13 protein-coding genes are annotated in these 21,412 nt (G+C 37.2%); all 13 read left to right on the top strand.

Annotated features, from left to right (window positions below; translation table 11 throughout):
• Positions 1–71: 71 nt before the first annotated feature.
• The 13 genes from B176_RS0107070 to B176_RS0107130 all read left to right on the top strand — a co-directional run bounded on the left by B176_RS0107070 (position 72) and on the right by B176_RS0107130 (position 21,310).
• Positions 72–2,618 (top strand): glycoside hydrolase family 95 protein, encoded by a 2,547-nt coding sequence (locus B176_RS0107070; RefSeq protein ID WP_017258095.1) that lies wholly within the window; start codon positions 72–74, stop codon positions 2,616–2,618.
• Positions 2,619–2,657: 39 nt separating this feature from the next.
• The gene (locus B176_RS0107075) at positions 2,658–4,805 is read left to right on the top strand and encodes a glycoside hydrolase family 31 protein (protein WP_017258096.1); all 2,148 of its coding nucleotides are present in this window, start codon (positions 2,658–2,660) and stop codon (positions 4,803–4,805) included.
• A 138-nt stretch (positions 4,806–4,943) separates the two neighbouring features.
• Positions 4,944–6,125: a hypothetical protein gene (locus tag B176_RS20190; protein ID WP_051130011.1), complete on the top strand. Its 1,182-nt coding sequence runs from the start codon at positions 4,944–4,946 to the stop codon at positions 6,123–6,125.
• Entirely contained in the window at positions 6,106–6,552 is a 447-nt protein-coding gene (gene tnpA / locus B176_RS0107085) for an IS200/IS605 family transposase (protein ID WP_017258097.1), read from the top strand. Before B176_RS20190 ends, tnpA begins: the two co-directional genes overlap by 20 nt.
• Positions 6,553–6,585: 33 nt before the next feature.
• On the top strand, positions 6,586–7,122 hold the full coding sequence (locus tag B176_RS0107090; RefSeq protein ID WP_026063205.1) for a hypothetical protein: 537 nt from the start codon (positions 6,586–6,588) through the stop codon (positions 7,120–7,122).
• A 4-nt stretch (positions 7,123–7,126) separates the two neighbouring features.
• The gene (locus tag B176_RS0107095) at positions 7,127–9,004 is read left to right on the top strand and encodes an alpha-L-fucosidase (protein WP_237739808.1); all 1,878 of its coding nucleotides are present in this window, start codon (positions 7,127–7,129) and stop codon (positions 9,002–9,004) included.
• A gap of 691 nt (positions 9,005–9,695) precedes the next feature.
• The gene (locus B176_RS0107100) at positions 9,696–12,818 is read left to right on the top strand and encodes a SusC/RagA family TonB-linked outer membrane protein (protein WP_017258099.1); all 3,123 of its coding nucleotides are present in this window, start codon (positions 9,696–9,698) and stop codon (positions 12,816–12,818) included.
• Between the two features lie 7 nt (positions 12,819–12,825).
• Positions 12,826–14,370 carry a RagB/SusD family nutrient uptake outer membrane protein gene (locus B176_RS0107105; RefSeq protein ID WP_237739809.1) on the top strand — a complete coding sequence of 515 codons (1,545 nt, stop codon included), beginning with the start codon at positions 12,826–12,828 and terminating at the stop codon, positions 14,368–14,370.
• A gap of 10 nt (positions 14,371–14,380) precedes the next feature.
• Complete coding sequence (locus B176_RS0107110; protein ID WP_017258101.1) at positions 14,381–15,130, top strand: hypothetical protein; 750 nt, start codon at positions 14,381–14,383, stop codon at positions 15,128–15,130.
• 297 nt (positions 15,131–15,427) lie between these two features.
• A complete protein-coding gene (locus B176_RS0107115; RefSeq protein ID WP_017258102.1) occupies positions 15,428–16,201 on the top strand; it encodes a heparin lyase I family protein in 774 nt (257 codons plus the stop codon).
• A 429-nt stretch (positions 16,202–16,630) separates the two neighbouring features.
• Positions 16,631–17,968: a T9SS type A sorting domain-containing protein gene (locus B176_RS20195; RefSeq protein WP_017258103.1), complete on the top strand. Its 1,338-nt coding sequence runs from the start codon at positions 16,631–16,633 to the stop codon at positions 17,966–17,968.
• A 290-nt stretch (positions 17,969–18,258) separates the two neighbouring features.
• Complete coding sequence (locus B176_RS19155; RefSeq protein WP_051130012.1) at positions 18,259–19,743, top strand: polysaccharide lyase 6 family protein; 1,485 nt, start codon at positions 18,259–18,261, stop codon at positions 19,741–19,743.
• Positions 19,744–19,900: 157 nt separating this feature from the next.
• Positions 19,901–21,310 (top strand): GDSL-type esterase/lipase family protein, encoded by a 1,410-nt coding sequence (locus B176_RS0107130; RefSeq protein WP_017258105.1) that lies wholly within the window; start codon positions 19,901–19,903, stop codon positions 21,308–21,310.
• Positions 21,311–21,412: the final 102 nt, after the last annotated feature.

The following is a 21,412-nucleotide window of genomic DNA, read 5'->3' on the forward strand; positions in this document are numbered from 1 at the left end:
CTTAAATTTCGTAATTGCCCAATTGGTATCGTGGATGATGCTATGTAAGATTAACAGTTAGAGAGATAGATATGAGATTCAAATTCCAGGCGATCACAGCCTTAGTTATTGGATGGGGGAGTGTTTCGGGACAATCAACTAATCAACAATTAAAACTTTGGTATAATTCACCAGCCAATGCTTGGGAAGAAGCCTTGCCATTAGGCAATGGAAAAACAGGAGCAATGATTTTTGGTAAAGTAGCGCAAGAACGGATTCAATTAAACGATAATACTTTATGGTCTGGTTCTCCGGATCCCGGAAATATTCCCAAAGGGCCAAACATTTTACCCGAAGTAAGGAAAGCGATTTTTGAGGGTGATTATGACAAGGCGGCAGAACTTTGGAAGAAAATGCAGGGACCTTATTCTGCCAGATATTTACCGTTGGGCGATCTTAATTTGTATTTTAACAAGAAGGACACGCTGACTAAAAACTATCATCGCGAACTGGACCTAAAAACGGCAATAGCTAAGGTAAACTATGAATTAAAGGGTGCTAAATATACCAGAGAAGTTTTTACCAGTTATCCTGATAAAGTGTTGGCGGTTAAAATTACGGCAAATAAAAAAGCATCCCTTAATTTCGAAATAGGTTTAAGTAGTAAATTGCGTTACCAAACCAACTCTAGTCAAAATAACGAAATTAAACTGACAGGTAAAGCACCAAAGTTTGTAGCCAATAGGGATTATGAGAAAGTTCAGGTTGCGTATGATGAAGCAGGCGGAGAAGGAATGACTTTTGAGATTTTGGCCAAGGTTAAAAATGATGGAGGAACGGTTTCAAGCAAGAACGGAAGAATTGTAGTGAAAAATGCGAATTCGGTGACCATTTATCTAACGGAAGCAACAAGTTTTAATGGTTTTGATAAATCTCCGGGATTGGCAGGGAAGAATCCAGCCATTGAAACACAGCTGAACATGAAGAAAGCCTTTACCAAAAGCTTTGAAGAACTGAAATCAACACATATTAAAGATTACCAGAATCTTTTTAACCGCGTGAGTTTTAGCTTAAACAATAATGAACAGTTGGCAGCAGAACCTACAAACGAAAGGCTAAAGAATTACACAGAAGCCGATCAGGGTTTGCAGGTTTTGTATTATCAGTTTGGGCGGTATTTAATGATTGCTTCTTCCAGACCGGGCTCCAGACCAACAAACTTACAAGGTTTATGGAATGATCATGTACAGCCACCGTGGGGCAGTAATTACACCATGAACATCAATACCGAGATGAATTATTGGCCTGCAGAGAATGCAAATTTATCAGAATGTCATCAACCGTTATTTGATTTTATTAAAGAGCTTTCTATAAATGGTGCGCAAACCGCAAAAGTAAATTATAACATTAAAGAAGGCTGGGTGGCGCACCATAATTCAGATTTATGGGCAAAAACTTCTCCTCCGGGCGGTTATGATTGGGATCCGCGTGGAATGCCGCGTTGGTCTGCCTGGCCAATGAGTGCATCGTGGTTAAGCACCCATTTATACGAACATTATATGTTCACCGGCGATAAAGAGTTTTTAGCAAAAACAGGCTATCCGCTAATGAAAGATGCTGCCGAGTTTATGCTACACTGGTTAATTAAAGATCCAAATTCAGACTATTTAATTACCAATCCTTCCACTTCGCCAGAAAACACCGTTAAAATTGATGGAAAAGAATATCAGCTTTCTATAGCGTCCACAATGGATATGTCTATTTTGAGGCAGTTATTTACAGATTTAATCCGTTCGTCAGAGATTTTAGCTATCGATGAAAAGTTTAGAAAAGAGTTGATGGTTGCAAGGGCTAAGCTGTACCCTTTTCATATTGGACAGTACGGACAATTGCAGGAATGGTTCAAAGATTGGGACGACCCGAAAGATACTCATCGTCATATCTCTCATTTATTCAGTCTTTTCCCGGGTGATCAAATATCTGTATTCAACACGCCGGAACTTGCTAAAGCCGCAAAACAATCTTTGATTTTTAGAGGAGATGTAAGTACGGGTTGGTCTATGGCTTGGAAAATAAATTGGTGGGCAAGATTGCAGGATGGGAACCACGCCTATAAAATTTTGCAAGATGCTTTTAGATATATGGACCCAAATGAGAAAAAAGAGCAAATGAGCGGTGGCGGAACTTATCCAAATCTGTTTGATGCACATCCACCTTTTCAAATTGACGGTAATTTTGGCGCTACAGCCGGCATTACGGAAATGCTACTACAAAGTCAGGATGGAATGCTTAACATATTACCTGCTTTGCCTGATGCGTGGACAGAAGGAAGCATTAAAGGAATTAAAGCCCGTGGCAATTTTGCGGTAGACATCAGTTGGAAAAAAGGAAAATTGGAACAAGCTAAGATTTATGCTGTAATAGGAGGGAACTGCCGATTGAGAACAACAATACCTGTGAAAATTTTAGAAGCAGTTGATTTTACGGATGAAAATTTTAACCCTTTGTTGAAAAAGCCATTTGTTCCAACGTTTGAGGTAGTAAAGAAACCAACGGTAGAACTGGATATTAAAAAAGGGTATTTGATCAACTTCAAAACGGAAAAGGGAAAAACTTATACCATTGTCCCTGTTGATTAATAAATCTTTTAGTTTTTAATTTAATAACGCTTTAAAATTATGAAAAAATTACGGTTGCTGTTTTTTATCGGTCCTTTATTGGGGCTTCAGCTCTGCGCAATTGCACAAACCACAGAGTGGAAAGAGGTAGAACCTGGAGTATGGAAAACCGTAGTTGGCAAACCTGGAGATTACAATTTATTAACTGCTGCAGGAGCTAAGCCTAATCAGCAAGCTTTAGAAAAATTGGGCTCGGCAGAATTTCCGTTACAAAAATCAGAGATTGAATTTAGGGTAGAAAATGGAAAAACCTATTTAAGGTTCCCGCTCAAAAGAGAAGAGCAACTGTTCGGGTTTGGTCTAAATTTTCAGACGGTTTACCAAAGAGGTAAAATTTTAGAATTGCATGTTGATCACTACGGAGGTAAAGACAATGGACGTACGCATGCTCCAGTTCCTTTTTATGTTTCCTCAAATGGCTATGGCGTATTCATCAACTCGGCAGAATATATTAAGGTTTGGGCAGGTACGGGCGTTAGAAAAGACAGTCCAAACTTCCCCACGCCGAAAGACAGAAATACCGATAAAAAATGGTCGTCTCGCCCATATTCTGATGCGGTAGAAATGTTAGTTCCTGCAGAAGGTGCAGAGATTTACGTATTTGGAGGGCCAACTGCTTTAGATGCGGTTAAAAGATATAATTTGATGAACGGTGGCGGAGTTTTACCTCCAAGATGGGGTTTAGGTTTTACCCAACGCGTAATGACTCGCTCTACAGAAAAAGATGTAGAAACAGAAGTAGAAAATTTCAAACAAAAAGGCTATCCTTTAGATTTTATTGGGTTAGAGCCGGGTTGGCAGAGTAAAGCTTATCCGGGTACTTTTTCTTGGGATAAAAACCGTTTCCCAAATCCGCCAGCTTTTGTTAAAAAAATGATGGACAAAGGAGTGAGACTTAATTTATGGATTAACCCTTATGTTTCGCCAGACGCACCTTTTTATAAAGAGATTTTGCCTTATACCGCTTCGCATACGGTTTGGTTGGGTGTAATTCCAGATTTTACCATGCCCGAAGCTCGCAAACCATTTTTCAATCAGCTAAAAACAGACCAAGTAGACATCGGCGTAAGCGGTTATAAAATAGATGAAGTTGATGGTTACGATTATTATTTGTGGCCAGATGTAGCCAAGTTTCCATCGGGACACAGTGCCGAGCAAATGAGACAGACCTACGGTTTGTTAGCCATGCGCTATACCGTCGATTTATTTAAAGAACGCAACCAAAGAACCTACGGTTTGGTTCGGGCATCAAACGGAGGAGCCTCTGCATTGCCTTATGTGCTCTATAACGATTATTATAACCATGAAGATTTTATCACGGCTTTAATCAATAGCGGTTTTGCCGGCGTATTATGGACACCAGAGGTGAGGGCTTCTAAAACTGCCGAAGAATGGTTACGGCGCTTCCAATCCAACGTTTTTTCTCCCATGGCTATGATTAATGCATGGTCAACCGGTACCAAACCTTGGACTTACCCCGAAGTGGAAAAACAGGTTAAAGAATTTGCATTGTTGCGGATGAAAATGATGCCTTACTGGTATTCAGAATTTGCTAAATATCATTTTGAAGGAATACCGCCATTTAGAGCGATGAATTTAGAGCCAGGTTTTAAGCAGGAGCTGCATGGAGAAGGCGAAAAAGAGGTAAACCTACAAGAAAACCCGTATGCAGAAGCCGTTTCTAAAGAAATCAAAGACCAATATATGGCGGGTGAAAACTTGTTGGTAGCGCCAATGTTTACCGGTCAAACTTCTCGTAAAGTAGTATTGCCTAAAGGTAAATGGTTTGATTTTTATACCGGAAAATTTGTGGGAGATGGTGAAGTAATTACCGTAACTCCTGGATTAGATGTGATTCCGGTTTTTGTAAAAGATGGAGGAATTGTGCCAATGATGCCACCTTTATTGCATTCGCCAAAATTAGGCGAAAAAGTGAATTTAGAAATTAGGTATTACGGTACAAAGCCGGGGACTTATCAGTTGTATGACGATGACGGAGAAACTTTTAATTATGAAAAAGGTGCTTATAGTTTTAGAACTATCAGTGTGACTAGAAAGGCTGATAAAATTATAGGGAATATTGCCAAGTCTGAGAAAGGGAAACCTAATTCCTTTGCAAATATTACGTTTACCATGATGACGAAATAGAAACTTTCGGAAGCAAATTCCAGCCAATATCCTTGATTAAAATGCCAAATAGACAAAGCGATTTAAAGTTTAAAATTGGTTACTTGTATATTCCAATTTAGTTGGATGCCAATTTTCAACTAGTTAATAATCAATTGTATGAAATATATCTATCTTTCCTTAATCGGTTCATTGCTATTTGTTTGCGCTTGTAAAAAGAAACCACAAGTTAAAGTGGAAACTCAGCCACCTGTTGTAGTTCCGCCAGTTGTTGATCCACCAAAAATACCCACCAATTTAATTTACTTAAATAGCGATGGGCGTTTGCAGTATAATTTATTCGCCAATCAAGGGGAAACCAATAAGATCAACAAAATTCCCGATTTTTCTATGGCAGGTTACAAAGGCGGAGGTGTAGCCATCCCTAAAATTACAGAGATTACAAAGACTTTATCGCCATTGGCAGGAGATAACCTCGCTCAAATTCAATCAGCAATAAATGAAGTACAAGCCTTGACTCCAAATGCTTCAGGGATTCGCGGTGTAATTTTATTGACGGCGGGGACTTATGATGTGAGCAATACCATTTCAATTACAAAAAGCGGAGTTATATTGAGAGGAATGGGTCAGGGAAAAACCGGAACTATCTTAAAGGCAACCAAAACTGCTCAGCATACATTAATCAGCATTAAAGGAATTGAAACACCCGTTACCAAACAACTTAATAAAATTACCACAGGATATGTAGGTACCGGAAAAATTGGTTTCAAAGTGGAGAGCAATGCCGGTATTATAGTAGGAGATAAAATTGTTGTTTACAGAACGCCAAATCAGACATGGATTGATGATTTGGATATGGCACAATACGGTTGGACCGCATCAAGTTATGCTATTGGTTTTGAGAGAGAAATTGCGTCGTTGGCAGGTGATAGTATTACTTTAAATGCCCCAGTTGTGGATCCAATGCAAAAAAAATATGGTGGTGGTGCTATTTATAAAATTAATCCGAGCCAAAGAGTAAGTAATTGCGGCATAGAAAATATGCGTTTAAGTTCTGTTTTTTCTGGAAATGAAGATGAAAACCATGCTTGGGTAGGGATTGAACTTGAGCAAGCAGAAAACTGTTGGGTAAAACAGGTTACGGCAATATATTTTGGATACGCTTGTGTAAGTATCAGTTCTGGTTCCTACTATAATACGGTAGAGGAATGCGCCATGCTTTCACCAAAATCAATCACCACCGGCGGAAGAAAATATTCTTTCAATCTCTTTTGGTTTGATTCCTCGAAGCTCTGCTTCGATTTTTTTGTAATTTCGGTATGTGAGCGAATATATTCATAAGAAGCATAATGTATCAGTTTTATTATATCATTTTGTATGTCCGGCAAAATATAGGCGAGTGGTATTCAGTGAAGCGGTTGATATCAGTCTAAAAGAAATTTGTGTTGAGATTTCTAAACGGTATGATATAATTTTCATTGAAATTGGGACAGATAAAGACCATGTTCATTTTCTGATTCAGAGTGTACCTATTGAAAGTCCAACAAAAATAATTAGAACTGTAAAAAGTATCACAGCAAAAGAGATTTTCAAAAGACATCCTGAGGTTAAGCTGAAATTGTGGGGCGGAGAATTTTGGTCTAAAGGGTTTTATGTTAACACAGTTGGGAAACATGGAGATGAGAGTACAATTCAGAATTATGTAAAGTCTCAAGGAAAAGCAGAAGAATATAAAAAAATACACAGTCAACAGTTAGAAATGTTCTAATACCTCTGGGGCTCTGCCCCGAGGTAGTTTATTTTGGAAGGCGCTGCCAGTTTTAATTTATTCCAAAGGTGTTATGCTGATGGCGGTAGACACGATTTTGTAACCGGATCAAGAGTGCCGGGACCAAACGTGTTTTTAGATTGTGTGGCAATTAATACCACTGCAGATATTGGTCCGCACCACAGGTGGTCAACCGGTCTGTTGTTCGATAATATTTCTGGTGGACAAATTAGGGTTCAAAACAGAGGAGCAAGCGGTACGGGACATGGCTGGGCAGGCGGGCAAACCTTGTTTTATAACTGTAAATCATCCAAAACCGACATTAAAGTTGAAAGTGCTAAAGGAAGTTTGAATTGGGGTATCGGTTGTATAGGAACCAGCAAATTAGGAACCGGATACTGGGAAAGCTGGGGAACGGAGGTGAGTCCCAGAAGTTTATATCTTGCGCAGTTGAAAGACAGGTTAGGCGAAACTGCAGTACAGAATATAAGCACTAAAGCACAAAGATTGGGTGGTATAGAGTCACTTCTAAAAACTTGGGCAGGAGAAGGAAAATTAAATGAAGAATAGGGAAGTGAAAAAATTAATTGTTTGTTTAGCGTTATGCTTGTTTACTGTTTCATCTTTTGCACAAGATACTGGGGATGAAGATGCTTCGATGAAAAACGCTGCTACCAAACGAGACAATGAAATGATTGAGGAGGCTAATAATGGCTGGTGGAAAAACTCCATGCAAAGTCATGATCAAAGAATTGAATGGTGGCGTGAGGCTAGGTTTGGTATGTTTATTCATTGGGGTGTATATTCTGAAGCTGGCGGTGAATGGAAAGGAAAAAAAGTGGACGGTTATGCCGAGCATTTGATGCGAAAGGAAAAAATAACGAAAGAAGAATATTTAAAGTTAGCCGCTCAGTTTAATCCAACAAAGTTTGATGCTGATAAATGGGTTAAAACTGCTAAAAATGCAGGGATGCATTATCTGGTGATTACTGCGAAACACCATGACGGTTTTGCGATGTACCCATCAGATTATTCTGGTTTCGATATTGCTGATAAAACTCCTTTTAAAAGAGACCCGATGGCAGAATTAAAAGCTGCCTGCGAAAAGTATGAGATGAAATTCGGGTTTTATTATTCTCATGCCTTTGATTGGGAAGACCCGAATGCGCCGGGTAATGATTGGGAATACAATAACCCCGGGGGCGATAAAAACTTATTTGGAGGTAGAAATTGGTTTGATATACACCCTGAACTACTACCTAAAGCTCAAAAATATGTGACCGAAAAATCAATTCCTCAAATTCAAGAACTGCTAAAAAAGTATCATCCGGATATTTTATGGTTTGATACCCCACATAAACTACCCTTATCCGACAATTTAAAGATTTTGAAAGCCATCCGCGAGGTTGATCAAAATGTTGTTGTCAATGGCAGACTTGCTCGTACATCGAACCAAAACTTTGGCGATTATGCAAATACCGCAGATAGGCCAGCAGAATTTTTTCCGCTTAAGGGAGACTGGGAAGCCATTCCAACTACAAACGAATCTTACGGTTATAGTAAATATGATGAAAGCCATAAACCAGCCAGTCATTTTATCCAATTAATTCCCAATGCAGCATCAAGAGGTGGAAATATTTTAATGAATATTGGGCCAAAAGGCGATGGTACTTTTGATAAAAAAGACCAGCGTATTTTAGATAGCATGGCGATATGGACAAAAAAATATGGAGAATCAATTTATAAAACTACAGCTTCACCATTGCCTTTACAAAGCTGGGGAGTAATCACCAAAAAAGATAGCCTACTTTATTTACATGTTTTTAACTGGCCAAAAACCGGAAAATTATTGGTTGGAGGCATTACAAATAAAGTAACTGAGGTTTACACCATGGCTGATAAGAAAAAAATTAAAGCCTCGGTATCGCAACAAGGAAATCTGATTTTAGATTTGCCCAAAAATTCGCCAGATCCTGTTGATGCCGTTTTGGTGATGAAAGTAGATCAACCTATAAAATCAAACGGTTTAAGATACTTGGATGTTGATGCAGCACTAAATAGGCTACTTGCTTTTGATGCCGAATTGAACGGAGATGGTCTTTCTTACGGCGATGGTAAAACAAATAAATATTATGTAACCGGCTGGAAAAATAAAAATCAGTTTTTAACTTGGGATTTTGCGCTATCTAAAGCAACTAATTTCAAAATTGTTATTAAATATATCCAAGAAAAAGAGAATTCAGGAGAATTTAATATTACCGTTGGTAGCCATGTTTTCAAAGGAAATGCGGACAACTCCACAGATAAAGAAGGCTTAAATATAAAGGAAATCGCCATAGCCGATTTGCCTGCCGGTAAGCACCAGTTAAAAATTACTGCTATAAAAATTTCGGGAGTAGAATTGATGAGAATATTAGAAATTGATTTAATACCAAACAATGCTAATAAATAGTAGTATTCAATGTTGTCAGGCTGAGAGCGGAGTCGAAGCCTTTGCAAATGACCCTTTGATTCCGATCAGGGGGGTAATTGCCACAATATCATTAACTAAACAATCTTATTTGAGTTAAATCCTAACTCATCAAGCGTGGTAATAAAGGGTTTGAACATAGCTAAAATCTTTTATAATGAAGCTAATAAACCTTGAATCCAGATAGATTACTATTGCCTTATTGAAAAAAAAGTGAATTTCTTTGGCATTTTATAAGCCAAAATAGCTTAATCATTAGCTAATGTAGCTCATCATTACGCGAGCACTTTAATTTAAATTTGATAATTGAGTATTTTGTGAAAACCGGCTAAATACTCAGCCAAAAACCAATTAATTTTTATAACCATAATTAAATAAATGAACATTAGGTTTTTACATAGCTCTCTTATTCTAAAGATAAACTAGAGGCCTAATTTGAGTTCTTAAAAGTTATTATAGCCAATATTGCGTATACATTTGCTAAAAAGGTAAAATAATACATCTTAAATTTTCTATTACTTGCAATTATCAACTAAACTAAATAAATCTAAATTATGGGTCAACATTACCTCTGTTTTAATACAAATCAGATTCTGTTTCGTGATGAAAAAAAGAACATCGTTTCAGTTTCGCAAACAAAATTAACCAATCTATTAACTCTTATTAATTAAACATGAAAGTAATCTACATTATAAACCAACTAAGCAGTTGGTTTAAAGTCAGCACTGTTATTACCTTGTGTTTCTTTCTTTTATCGTCAGGTACTCAGTTATATGCGCAACAACCTATTGTTGTAAAAGGAGTGGTGAAAGACAAAAGTGGAGAATCGCTACCGGGTGTCAGTGTTAAAATTAAAGGATCAAAACAAGGAACAGTAACTTCTTTAGATGGCGCATTTAGTATTAGTGTGCCACAAAAAAGTACTGTTTTAGTTTTTAGTTTTTTAGGCTTTGAAGACAGGGAAATTACCGTTGGCGATAAAAACACACTTAACATTGCCATGAACGAAAGTCTTAGTGCTTTAGATGAAGTGGTAGTGATTGGTTACGGTCAAGAAGTTAGAAAGAGAGATGTTGCTGGAGCTATTTCATCGGTTAGTGCGAAAGAAATAGAAAAAAGACAGCCTATTAATCTTTTTGATGCTTTACAAGGAAAAGCGGCTGGTGTGTTAATCGTTAATGACGGTGGCGGTGCGCCGGGTGCTACAGGCTCTATTCAAATCCGTGGAAATTCTACGCTTAATGGCGGTAGTGGTCCTCTGTATTTGGTAGATGGAGTTATTAATGAGGATGGCTCATCAATTAACCCAGCGGATATTCAAAGTATAGAAGTACTTAAAGATGCAGGATCGGCTTCTATCTACGGTGCAAGAGCTGCAAACGGCGTTATTCTAATTACTACAAAAAAAGGAGTATCAGGAAAACCGAACCTAAACTTAAGTTATAACCATTTATTTGGGAGGTTGGCTCATGGGATTCCAATTAATAACGCTGCTGAAGTTCGGGAGTTTAGAGATATCCAAGGTCAAAATAGCAGCCAAGATTCTTTAAACCCTAGTTTTAATGCTGATAATGATTTGATAGACTTGTTGATGGGGAATTTAGCCCAAAAGAAGGAACTAAAGCTAGGTATTGGTGGCGGATCAAAAGATCTTACCTACTATGCCAGTTTAAATTACCTTGATGATAAATCTATTATTATAAACAGCTACGCTAAAAGATTGCAGTCTAGAATTAACGTAGAATATAAATTCTCCGAAAAATTTAAATACTCAAATAATATATCATTTTCTTGGCAAAAAGGAAATGCGATTCCGATTGGAAATACGGTAAGAGTTGTTATTGATAGACCTGCTTATTCATTGATTTATTATCCAGACGGTTCCTTAACCAGTTATGTGGGCTCCAAAAGAAACCCAATTGCAAATGCACTTTTTGAAAAAGATGAAGACGAAACTTTTGGTAGTCAGTTCAATAACCAAATAGTATATAAAATTCATAAGGATTTGCAATTTACTACGCTGTTCAATGTTAGATTAGATAATTTTCAAAACACTTATTTCTCTCCTCGTTTCATATCTGCAAATAAAGATCAAAATGCTGGACGAAACGAAATGAGAAAGACATTCTCGTGGGAATACCAAGCATTTTTTAACTACAATAAAAAAATCGGTAAAGACCATAACATTACCAGTTTGTTAGGTTTTAGTGCAGACAGAAGAAGATACGATCTATTCCATACCGAGTATTTAAATAGTGTGAATGAAGAGATTTTAGTTACGCTTCCAGATTATCTTACTGCTGCTAAGACCTATACTAATGCATCCGCAAGTACTACAGCGTCTGTATTTGCTAGAGCAGGTTATGATTACAAGGGCCGATATATTTTAGCAGGAACTTATAGGCGAGATGGTTCTTCTCGGTTTGGAGGAGATAGAAAATCGGGAGATTTTTACTCAGGTACTGTAGCGTGGAGATTCTCAGATGAAAAATTCATGAACTGGTCTAAGAAATTTTTGGAAGATGCGAAAGTTAGATACAGTTATGGACAGTTAGGTAACGATAAGATTGGTGATTATGAGTCTGTAACCAAGGTTGGCTTTTCTGGTAATTACAACGGAATAGGAGGGGCAGGATTGTTATCAGTTTTTGGTAATAACTATATTCAATGGGAAACCACTACACAAAGAAACTTAGGTTTAGATCTGAGCTTTCTTAAAGGTCGTTTAAGTTTTACAACTGATTACTATATAAAAACTACAGATGACTTGCTTTACAGCAAAGAACTGCCGAAAGAGACCGGTTTTTCTAAAGCACAGGTCAATTTAGGTTCTATCCAAAACAAAGGTGTAGAGTTTAACGTAGGAGGAATACCAATTGTGAATAAAGATTTTTCGTGGAATGTAAATGCTAACGTTTCTTTTGAACGCGGAAAGATTGTGAAATTGGCAGATGGTATCCCTTTCTTTGCAGGTAATAAGTGGTATGCTGAAGAAGGAGGAAAGATTGGTAATTTTTACGGCTGGACAAACTTAGGTGTTTACCCATTTAATGAATCTAACGCTTACAATGATAACTGGGAGAAATTAAACCTGGTATTAGGTACTGACGGACAGCCCCTTTATGAGTCAGGAAAGCCTGTTTATACCTTTAATGGCCAAAACTACAACGGTACTGTACATAACATGTATGCGCCAGATGGTAAATTGAAAGGTGGTGATGCGGAATGGTTGAATATCAGACAAGATAGTTTAATTGATGATGCTGACCGTCACATACTCGGTAATCCAACACCAGATTTTTACTTTGGTATAGTGAATTCATTTAATTACAAGCAGTTCTCTTTAACATTTATGTTCAACGGAGCAATTGGAGGAGAAGTTTATAATGCGCTTAAATACAGACAGAATTATCCGTCTAACACAGGTGCTGGCTCTCCAGATATGGTTTATAATTCTTGGAGAAAACCAGGAGATATTGCAAAGTATCCTTACTATAAGGAAAAAAGCAATAGAGGTAATCAAAAAGCCAATCAAAATAGTTTATATGTAGAGGATGCATCATTTGTGAGACTTTCTAGCGCTAGGTTTTCCTATACGCTACAACCTAAACCTGGGCAAAATCTATTCTTCAAAGGACTTACCGTATATGTGTATGGAAATAACCTGCTAACATGGACAAATTATACAGGATTTGATCCAGAGTTTAGCACAAACAATCCCTTAACACCAGGTGATGATGATGGAAGATATCCAAGAAGAAGAGAGATTGGACTTGGACTTAATGTAAACTTTTAAATTTAAGATGATGAAGAAATTAATCACCATATCAGCTTTAAGTGTTTTGATAGTGTTAGGAAGTTGTAAAAAATTTCTGACCGAAAAACCTTTAGCACAAGTTGCTTTAGAGCAATTTTATAAAAATAAGTATGACGTTGACGCGGCTGTTGCAGGGATGTATTCCGCTTTTCAACTCACAATGGTTGGAAACTCGCAATACACAGAGAACTATCTTTATTGGGGCGAATACCGCTCAGACAATTTTGATAGAGCTATTTCCTACACCAAAGATTATACTGATGAAATCGCTTTAAATTCGCTTACCCCAACAAATGATTTTTCGGATTGGACGGGTTTATACAACGTTATCGGTAAGTCCAATAATAATATCAAGTATATTCCTAAAGCTACAGCTTTAGATCCACAGCTTACTCCTGAGATTTCTAATAGCTATATGGCGCAAGCTTACGCTATGAGAGCAATGAGTTATTTTTATATAGTAAGGGTTTGGGGTGATGCTCCAATTTGGCTAGAACCTTATGAAGATTTGAAATCTCCAGCAGCAAGACCAAGAGAGTCTAAAGATAAAATCATTACCGAAATCATCGTTCCAGATTTGGAAAAAGCATATGGTATGATAAAAAAAGGAGACAAAGCGAATATTTTCTATATTAACGAAGGAGCTATATGCGCTACATTGGCTGATGTGTATATGTGGAAAAAGGATTATCCTAATGCAATTAAGTGGATACAGAATTTGTTTAAGGCAAAATCTGCAACCAACACATTGTACGCAGGGATTGATGATGGTAATTTACAACCTAGCGCAAGCTGGAAGAGTATTTTTACAAACCCTACTACAAGTAAAGAAACCATCTGGAGTATTCATTGGGATTATGTTAAGAATGGTTGTGCTTGTATGCAAACCTCTTGGACTGCAAATAATAAGCAGATAATTGTTGATGAAGATATTTTTAGTTCTTGGTTTGCAGTTCAAACTTCACCTACACCATCACCGGATATCAGACCAAAACAGACTTTAGATGTGTACCCTGCCACCGGTAATAAAAGAGATAGGTTAGTAAAATGGTATCCAACAGCGGCTAATCCAATAGCTGCAGATCCTTGGCCAGCTACTAACCAAACACTTCCTGTTTACTTAACCATGTATCGCTTGTCTGATATGTACCTGTTATATGCAGAAGCATTGAATGGTACCAATAATCCAACAGCTGCTTTAAAATATCTGAATTTTGTAAGAAAAAGAGCGGGTGTGGCAGAGTACTTACCTGTAGACCCATTGGTGACGGGAAAAGAAGCACTAGAAGATGCTATTCTCAATGAACGTCAAAAAGAGCTTTTTGGTGAAGGTAAAAGATGGTTTGATTTAGTGAGAACAGATCATGTTAAAGAAGTAATGGATCCAATTCTTAAAAGAAGACAAATTGCAGCAGGAAACTTAGACGCACCAGGATTTATCGATCCAACAAACCGTGTGCTTTGGCCTATCAATAGAAATGTACTTAACTCAAATACCCAACTAGTACAAAACGCTGGTTACACAGATTAATAAAGACATTATGAAAAGTTTTAAAACATCATTTAAAAGCATTTTTGCAATCGCATTGGTTGCGATGGTTTGCCAAGCATGTACTTTGTTTGATATGGATCTGCAGAAAAAGTACGAATATAAACATGACACTTTAGATCCGAACATTAACATCACGGCTCGACAGTTTTTAGAAGATAGATCTTACGGGGTAACGCCTGCAGATACGGTCTTCAAATGGATGAGAAAAGGTTTAGAGTACGCCGAGATTGACTTAGCCGAGTACGAAAAGCCAGGAAGAACTTTCTTTTTTCTTCATAACGAAGGAGTGAGAGTGATAAGCGGTGGTAAAGTAACCGCCGGTTTATGGTTTGATTTTCCAATTGTTACCAGCGTTAATCCAACCACCGGAGTACCTGTAACCAGGCCAGCAACAAAGTGGGAAGATTACCCTAAACAAGATGTTAAAAATTATTTTCTTTATCTGATTACAGAAGGGGATTATAATTTTGATAAGCTTACCATCACCAATAAGGCTGTTCAAACATTGTTACCTCCTAATCAAATTGCCAGTAAGCAATCCTATTTAGGCTTTTTGAACGATGGAAAAGGATTTGACCAAGAGGGGAAAATGAATTTGAAGCTGGTGAACAATAATGATTTAGCTCCGATTCAGATCAACGACAAAACTAATGATCGTTCTGGAGGTTATATTGCCACCAATGGTATAGTTCATGTTTATGGCATGAAGAGTCACTACACCATCTATCCTTTTAGGTAATAAGCGCTTTATCCCACATTGATGATTAGATTGGTGACTCGCGGAATCCAACCTGCTAAGATCATCAATGTGGATATTGCTTATTTAACCACCAACAATTCACCTATATAAAAGGTCAATAAACCCATTAATTAGCCTTTCCTTTTTTAGCAGCGAAATCTTATAGTTCATCACCACACTTCTTTAATGTTCAAGGAACAAAATAAAGAGGGCTGGGTGAGATATGATTTAACATGGTGTATTGACTGAAATTCTACGTCACCAATTAACCAAATTATAAACTAAAATTGAAAAATCATGAAAAAAGAAAAGTTAATGTTGCTTGCTTTGGCTTCTGCCGGTATAATGTTGTCCAACTGTAAAAAAGATGCTGAACAAACAACAACACAGACAGAAACAGTCGATAAAGTGGTTAAAACACAAGCTGTACAGTCGGTGTTATTTAATGGAGATGCAACTAACGGAACGTCTATTTGGAAAGCAATTAACATTGAGGGAACTGGAGCACTTTCTACAGTGAATGATGAGACCGGAACTTTGGTCTGGAAGTATCTGAAACCTTCGGGCAGTCACCGAACAGAAACCAGAGGTGCAGTAGGTTACCAAGCTGCCGAGGGAGATAATATCTACATCGGTTGGACCAGTAAAATCTATATGCCAACAAATTTAAAAACAGAAGCTATATTTCAGTGGAAATCATATCCCACTACTGGTTCTCCACAAAATCATCCTTTAATGATTAGGACTAAAGATGGAAAGCTAGAATTACAGCATTTTGATGCTAACCATACCGCTACGGTGCCTTGGAATACAACTATTTCTGTAAATAATTGGTTAAAATTTGTTTTGCGAATTAAAGTTTCGCGTAACCCAGCTGTAGGGTATATAGAGTTTTGGTACAACGGCGTTAAACAAACCTTGTCTAACGGTACCCAGCGTGTATATTGCCAAACATTAGATACCTATGATTGTGATCCGAAGTGGGGCATTTACGGTGGTGATGCATCACAAGCAACACATTTTGTGAAGAAAATCCGTATTGGAACTACTTATGCAGATGCTGCGCAATAAGTAGAAATTGTTTAATTATGATAATTAAGAAGGCGTAACTAATAAAATTGTTACGTCTTTTTTATTGCTTCAAATGTAAAAGCTTAGATCGTTTAAACACTAACAACTTAAATGTAACCATTGCCTTTCGAGTACCTTTTTTAGTGATTAACCCAAACCCGTAAAATATTGCCAATAAGAGTTACTCATTAGCCAAAATTGCAGAGTAATTCCTGTTTAAATAGTGGTAATATCGTAATATAATGTTCATTATCAATTATTTATAAAATGTTTTTAAGTCAAAGATGATACTGTTACGTACATCTGGAGGAATCTTTAGATATGCTAGGGATCTTATTGACCGTATTAAAATTGCAACCATAATTATAATTGAGCATGAACCACAGCGAATGAATTAAACCAATTATTATACATATAAATTAAATTAACATGAAAAAACTAGTACTATTATTTAGCTTCTTTTTTATAGCTTATCAGGTTAAATCACAAACCTTTAGTGAAGATTTCGAGAGTTATACTGTTGGAGATTTAGTTGGACAAGGAAACTGGGTAGCAAACTCCAAGTACGCAGGTGTTTCCATTAAGGTCGATGCCACTAGTCTTAGCGGAACAAAATCGGCTCATATGAATCCGGGTGGTAGTGCAGGCGACGGTCCGGTTATCCCTTTTAATAATGCGGGCATTTCATTACTCAAAAACGCAACATCGGGCACTATTTACGTTTCATTTTTAGTGAGATTTTTAGCTGTACCAAGTAATGTAAATGGGAGTTACTTCTTTTATTTGGCTGATTTGTCAACTAGTCCAAACAATACAGATGGTAGGGGTAGAATATATGTTAAACCGGAAATGACTACTGATTTAATTCCTGTGCCTACAGGTAAATTTGCTATTGGAGCGATAGGAAGTAGTAATAGTGCCGTTGATGTAACCTATACTCCCTTTTCTTACGAGCTTAATAAAAACTATCTTATTATTGAAAAATACGAAAAAAATTCGGTAACAACCACTGCTGATAAAGTAAGTTTATGGATTTATAGCAATGGTCAAACTCAAAATACTACAGAAGGAGTTGCTACGGTTACAAATACGAGTGAATCAGCAGTAAGCAAAAAAGATATTCAAGGTCTTGGCTTTAGAACATTCAACTCTTCCGATAATATTATTATTGATAATATTAAAGTAGATCAATCTTGGGCGAACGTACTTACTGCTGTACCGCTTCCCGTTAAGCTAACTTCATTTACTGTAGCTGTTCAAAATAGCAACGTAAAATTGAATTGGACAACAGCGTCAGAACAAAATAATTCTCATTTTGAGGTATTACGTTCTGAAGATGGCAAGGTCTTTAATAGTTTAACGAGTATTTCTGGAAATGGAACTACACAGTCAAATAATAATTACAGCTATACAGATGCGAGTCCGCTTTCAGGTACAAATTATTACCAATTACGTCAAGTAGATTTTGATGGAAAATCAGAACTATCAAAAGTTGTAGCTGTTAAAGCAGATCTAGTACAAACTGACTTAAAAGTTCATGCATCTTCTGCTGATGCGGATATTCATGTTTCGGTATATGCTTTAGCAAAAGGAACAGCAAATGTTACAATCTCAGATGTATCAGGCGTTCAATTAGCTACATTAGATGTTCAATTATCAAAAGGCTATAATGTTTTACAATTACCAGTGCAAACTAAGCCCGGCGTATATGTACTTACTTTAAAAGTAGGGGCAGAGGTTACTAGTAAAAAATTTATCAGTCAATAAAATAAATGGTTTACTTCACTTTAATTTGTGGGGTAAACCATTTTAAATTATTTCAAATTCTCCCTTGATAAAGTATGGCGAACATAGGCGAAAAAATTGGGCACAGGAGTTTATTACATAAAAATATTCCAAAGCCACGCTTTAAAAAGCAGCTTTCGTAAGCAGAGCCAATATTGCTGAGTAGATAGGCAATCAAGCATATCAAATTCATAAAATTTATCAAGTAATTAGCTTATTAAGATATGGGGAATACTCTTTCCTATTGTTCATCATTTATGAAAAATGTTTCTATGAAAGTATTATTAAGATTTTTGGTATTTTGTTTCATTTTGCCGATAGCGATTTCGGGATGTAAAAAATCAAAGCAGGTAGAAAAAGAACCTCCGATAGTTGTCCCTCCTGTAGAGGAGCCTGCTTGCAAATCTTGTAAATTAATTTCTTCAGCAGCAGAGTTAGCGGCGCTTACACTTATTCCCGGAGATACTATTATGATGAAATCTGGCGACTGGACTGATCAGAAACTGGTTTTTAAGGCAAAAGGAACAGCGCAATTACCTATTGTACTTATAGCACAAAAAGCAGGGAGTGTAAATATGAAAGGGGCATCTTCTATTCAAATAGATGGCGAATATTTGGAAGTAAGCGGATTAAATTTTAGAGGGGGGAAGTTAACGGTCGGACAATTTATTATTGATTTCACCTCAAGTTCGAGTAATTGCAGGTTAACCAATACCGCTATTGTGGATTATAACCCTACCGATGCAACTATAGATTATCGTTGGGTTTCTATGAATGGCACAAAAAACCGCTTGGATCATTGCTACATCAAAGGCAAATCCCATCAGGGAGCAACAGTTGTTGTTTGGGGTAAAAACTCTTCTTTGGGCCATCGGATAGATCATAATTATTTTGGCACCAGACCCGATTTGGGAAACAATGGCGGAGAAACCATTCGTGTAGGAACCAGCGATTATTATTTGACGCAAAGTAATGTTACGGTTGAAGACAATATTTTTGATAAATGTAACGGCGAAACAGAGATTGTTTCTAATAAAATGAGTAACAACATTATTCGTAATAACTTGTTTTTTGAAAGCCGCGGAACGTTAAGTCTTCGTCATGGCAATGGCACAGAAGTTTATGGGAATTATATTATAGGTAATAATTTGGCTACCGTCGGTGGAATTAGAATTATAGGCGAAAATCATCTTGTTTACAATAACTATATTCAGGGTTTAAAAGAAACCGGGCAATTGTGTGCAATTTCCATTATGGACGGTGTACCAAACTCGGCGCCGAGCGGATATTTTCAGGTTAAGAACGTTAAAGTTGTAGGAAACACCATTGTGAACTGTGCAGAAGCTTTTGAAATTGGCGCAGGAAAAGGAGGTAACGACCGCACTGTGCCACCAGCAAATTGCACTATAGCTAATAATCTGGTGCAGCAAAAAGGTGGAGCAACCCTTTTAAAACTAGCAGATACACCAACAGGCTTTACTTATACAGGTAATATGGCCTATGCAACCGGAGTCACTATGCCAGAAGGTTTTGTACAGATTACTCAACAAATGGGAACAACTACATTTGGTACTTATGCGCCACAAAGCGGCCATCCGGCGTTTGGTGCTTTTCAAGGAACTTTTCCTTTTTATACATCTACTGATGTTGGTGCAAAAGCACTGGGCGATACACATAATGCCCTTTTAAAGGGTGAGGGAATTGGACCAACATGGGTGCCGGGTTTAGCAGCTTCGATAGTTATAAAAGCGCAATAAATTTTTAAGAACCAATTTTAAGATATAAAACAGTTAAAAAAAAATAAACTATAAAAACTTGTTCATAGGCGTTTGAGCGCTGTTTAGCTAAGGTTTGGTTTACAAAGTATTTCTTTCAAATTCCTTCTCCCCTTGGTGCGGGGACAACCTTCAATACATGAAAAATCTAAAAGCTATTCTTGTTTTTGTTACGCTCATGGGCGCTAACCAAGTGTACGCTAAAGTTAAAATAGCATGCATTGGTAACAGCATTACTTACGGTGCTTTTTTGCCAGATCGGCTATCGCAAAGTTATCCGGCTAGGCTACAGCAAATGTTGGGCGAAGGTTACGAGGTAACTAATTTTGGAGTGAGCGGTACTACCTTATTGAAAAACGGAAATAAACCATATTGGGCAACTACGGTTTATCAGTCGGCATTAAAAAGTGAACCTAATATTGTTTTTATTGCATTGGGAACTAACGATTCTAAGTTGATCAATAGAAAGTATTTACATCAATTTATTGATGATTATCGCGAGCTCATAGAAAGTTTTCAAAAACTAAAATCAAAGCCAAGAGTAGTTTTACTTAAGCCAATTACGGTTTTTACCGTTGATACAAATAAGATATGGGACAAGCCGATTTCTAGCATCATGATTCCGGCGCTAGAAAGGCTAGCATTTGAGGGAAACTTAGAAATTATTGACTTGCACAGCCTTTTTAAAGATAAAGAATCGTTGATGCCAGACAAAGTTCACCCCAATGCGGAAGGCGCAAATTTTATCGCAAAAAGATTATTTGAGTTTCTAGATACCAAATTTTATCCCTTTGATAGCTCAAAAGAAATCAAAGAAACAAAAATAGAAAAATCGTTTTATGGCTTTAAAGATTATCAGTTTACTTTTAAAGGACGTAAGGCTCATATTGTACAGCCTAAAAATGCCATAAAAGGAAAACCTTGGGTTTGGCGAGCCCGTTTTTTTGGCAACCAACCACAAGCTGATATTGCTTTATTAGAGCGAGGCTATCATTTAGTTTATTGCGACGTTGCAGAACTGTACGGAAATAAGCAAGCCATTCAAATTTGGAATAATTTTTATGTTTATATGCGAAAGTTGGGTTTAGCTAAAAAAGCAGTTCTGGAAGGTTATAGCAGAGGCGGAATTTACATTTATGCATGGGCGTCGCTTAACCCTAAAAAAGTAGCCTGTATTTATGCAGATAACGCCGTAATGGATATAAAAAGCTGGCCTGGAGGTTTTGGCGAAAGGGCCGGAAGTAAAAAAGATTGGGAAATTTATAAAGCAGATTTCGGCTACCAAGCGGATGAGCAAGCTAAAGCCGCAAACGATAGCCCAGTGGATAAAATAAAAGCTATTGTAAAAGGCAAATACCCAATGTTACACGTTGTGGCCGACGAGGACGACACTGTTCCAACAAAAGAAAACACCATACCTTTTGCAAAATTAATTACCCTCGCCGGAGGCAATATCACCATCATTCATAGATCGGGCAAACATCACCCGCATAGTTTAGCCAATCCACAACCAATAGTTGATTTTGTTTTAAAGGCTTCAAAAAAGTAAAAGATAAATATGGTTGTTGTTCTTATCCAAAAAAATCAATAGATGCTAAAACAGGCTAACTTAATGGAATTTTATATGATAATTTCCAATCAAGCTTATCAA

Source organism: Pedobacter arcticus A12, assembly GCF_000302595.1.
In the GTDB taxonomy this organism is placed as follows: domain Bacteria; phylum Bacteroidota; class Bacteroidia; order Sphingobacteriales; family Sphingobacteriaceae; genus Pseudopedobacter; species Pseudopedobacter arcticus.

Bases quoted from the DNA above. Each gene is read 5' to 3' on its own strand.
- B176_RS20195 (WP_017258103.1), top strand. From the start codon at position 16,631: ATGAAAAAACTAGTACTATTATTTAGCTTCTTTTTTATAGCTTATCAG.
- B176_RS0107075 (WP_017258096.1), top strand. From the start codon at position 2,658: ATGAAAAAATTACGGTTGCTGTTTTTTATCGGTCCTTTATTGGGGCTT.
- B176_RS0107100 (WP_017258099.1), top strand. From the start codon at position 9,696: ATGAAAGTAATCTACATTATAAACCAACTAAGCAGTTGGTTTAAAGTC.
- B176_RS0107105 (WP_237739809.1), top strand. From the start codon at position 12,826: ATGATGAAGAAATTAATCACCATATCAGCTTTAAGTGTTTTGATAGTG.
- B176_RS0107130 (WP_017258105.1), top strand. From the start codon at position 19,901: ATGAAAAATCTAAAAGCTATTCTTGTTTTTGTTACGCTCATGGGCGCT.
- B176_RS19155 (WP_051130012.1), top strand. From the start codon at position 18,259: ATGAAAGTATTATTAAGATTTTTGGTATTTTGTTTCATTTTGCCGATA.
- B176_RS20190 (WP_051130011.1), top strand. From the start codon at position 4,944: ATGAAATATATCTATCTTTCCTTAATCGGTTCATTGCTATTTGTTTGC.
- B176_RS0107115 (WP_017258102.1), top strand. From the start codon at position 15,428: ATGAAAAAAGAAAAGTTAATGTTGCTTGCTTTGGCTTCTGCCGGTATA.
- B176_RS0107110 (WP_017258101.1), top strand. From the start codon at position 14,381: ATGAAAAGTTTTAAAACATCATTTAAAAGCATTTTTGCAATCGCATTG.
- B176_RS0107070 (WP_017258095.1), top strand. From the start codon at position 72: ATGAGATTCAAATTCCAGGCGATCACAGCCTTAGTTATTGGATGGGGG.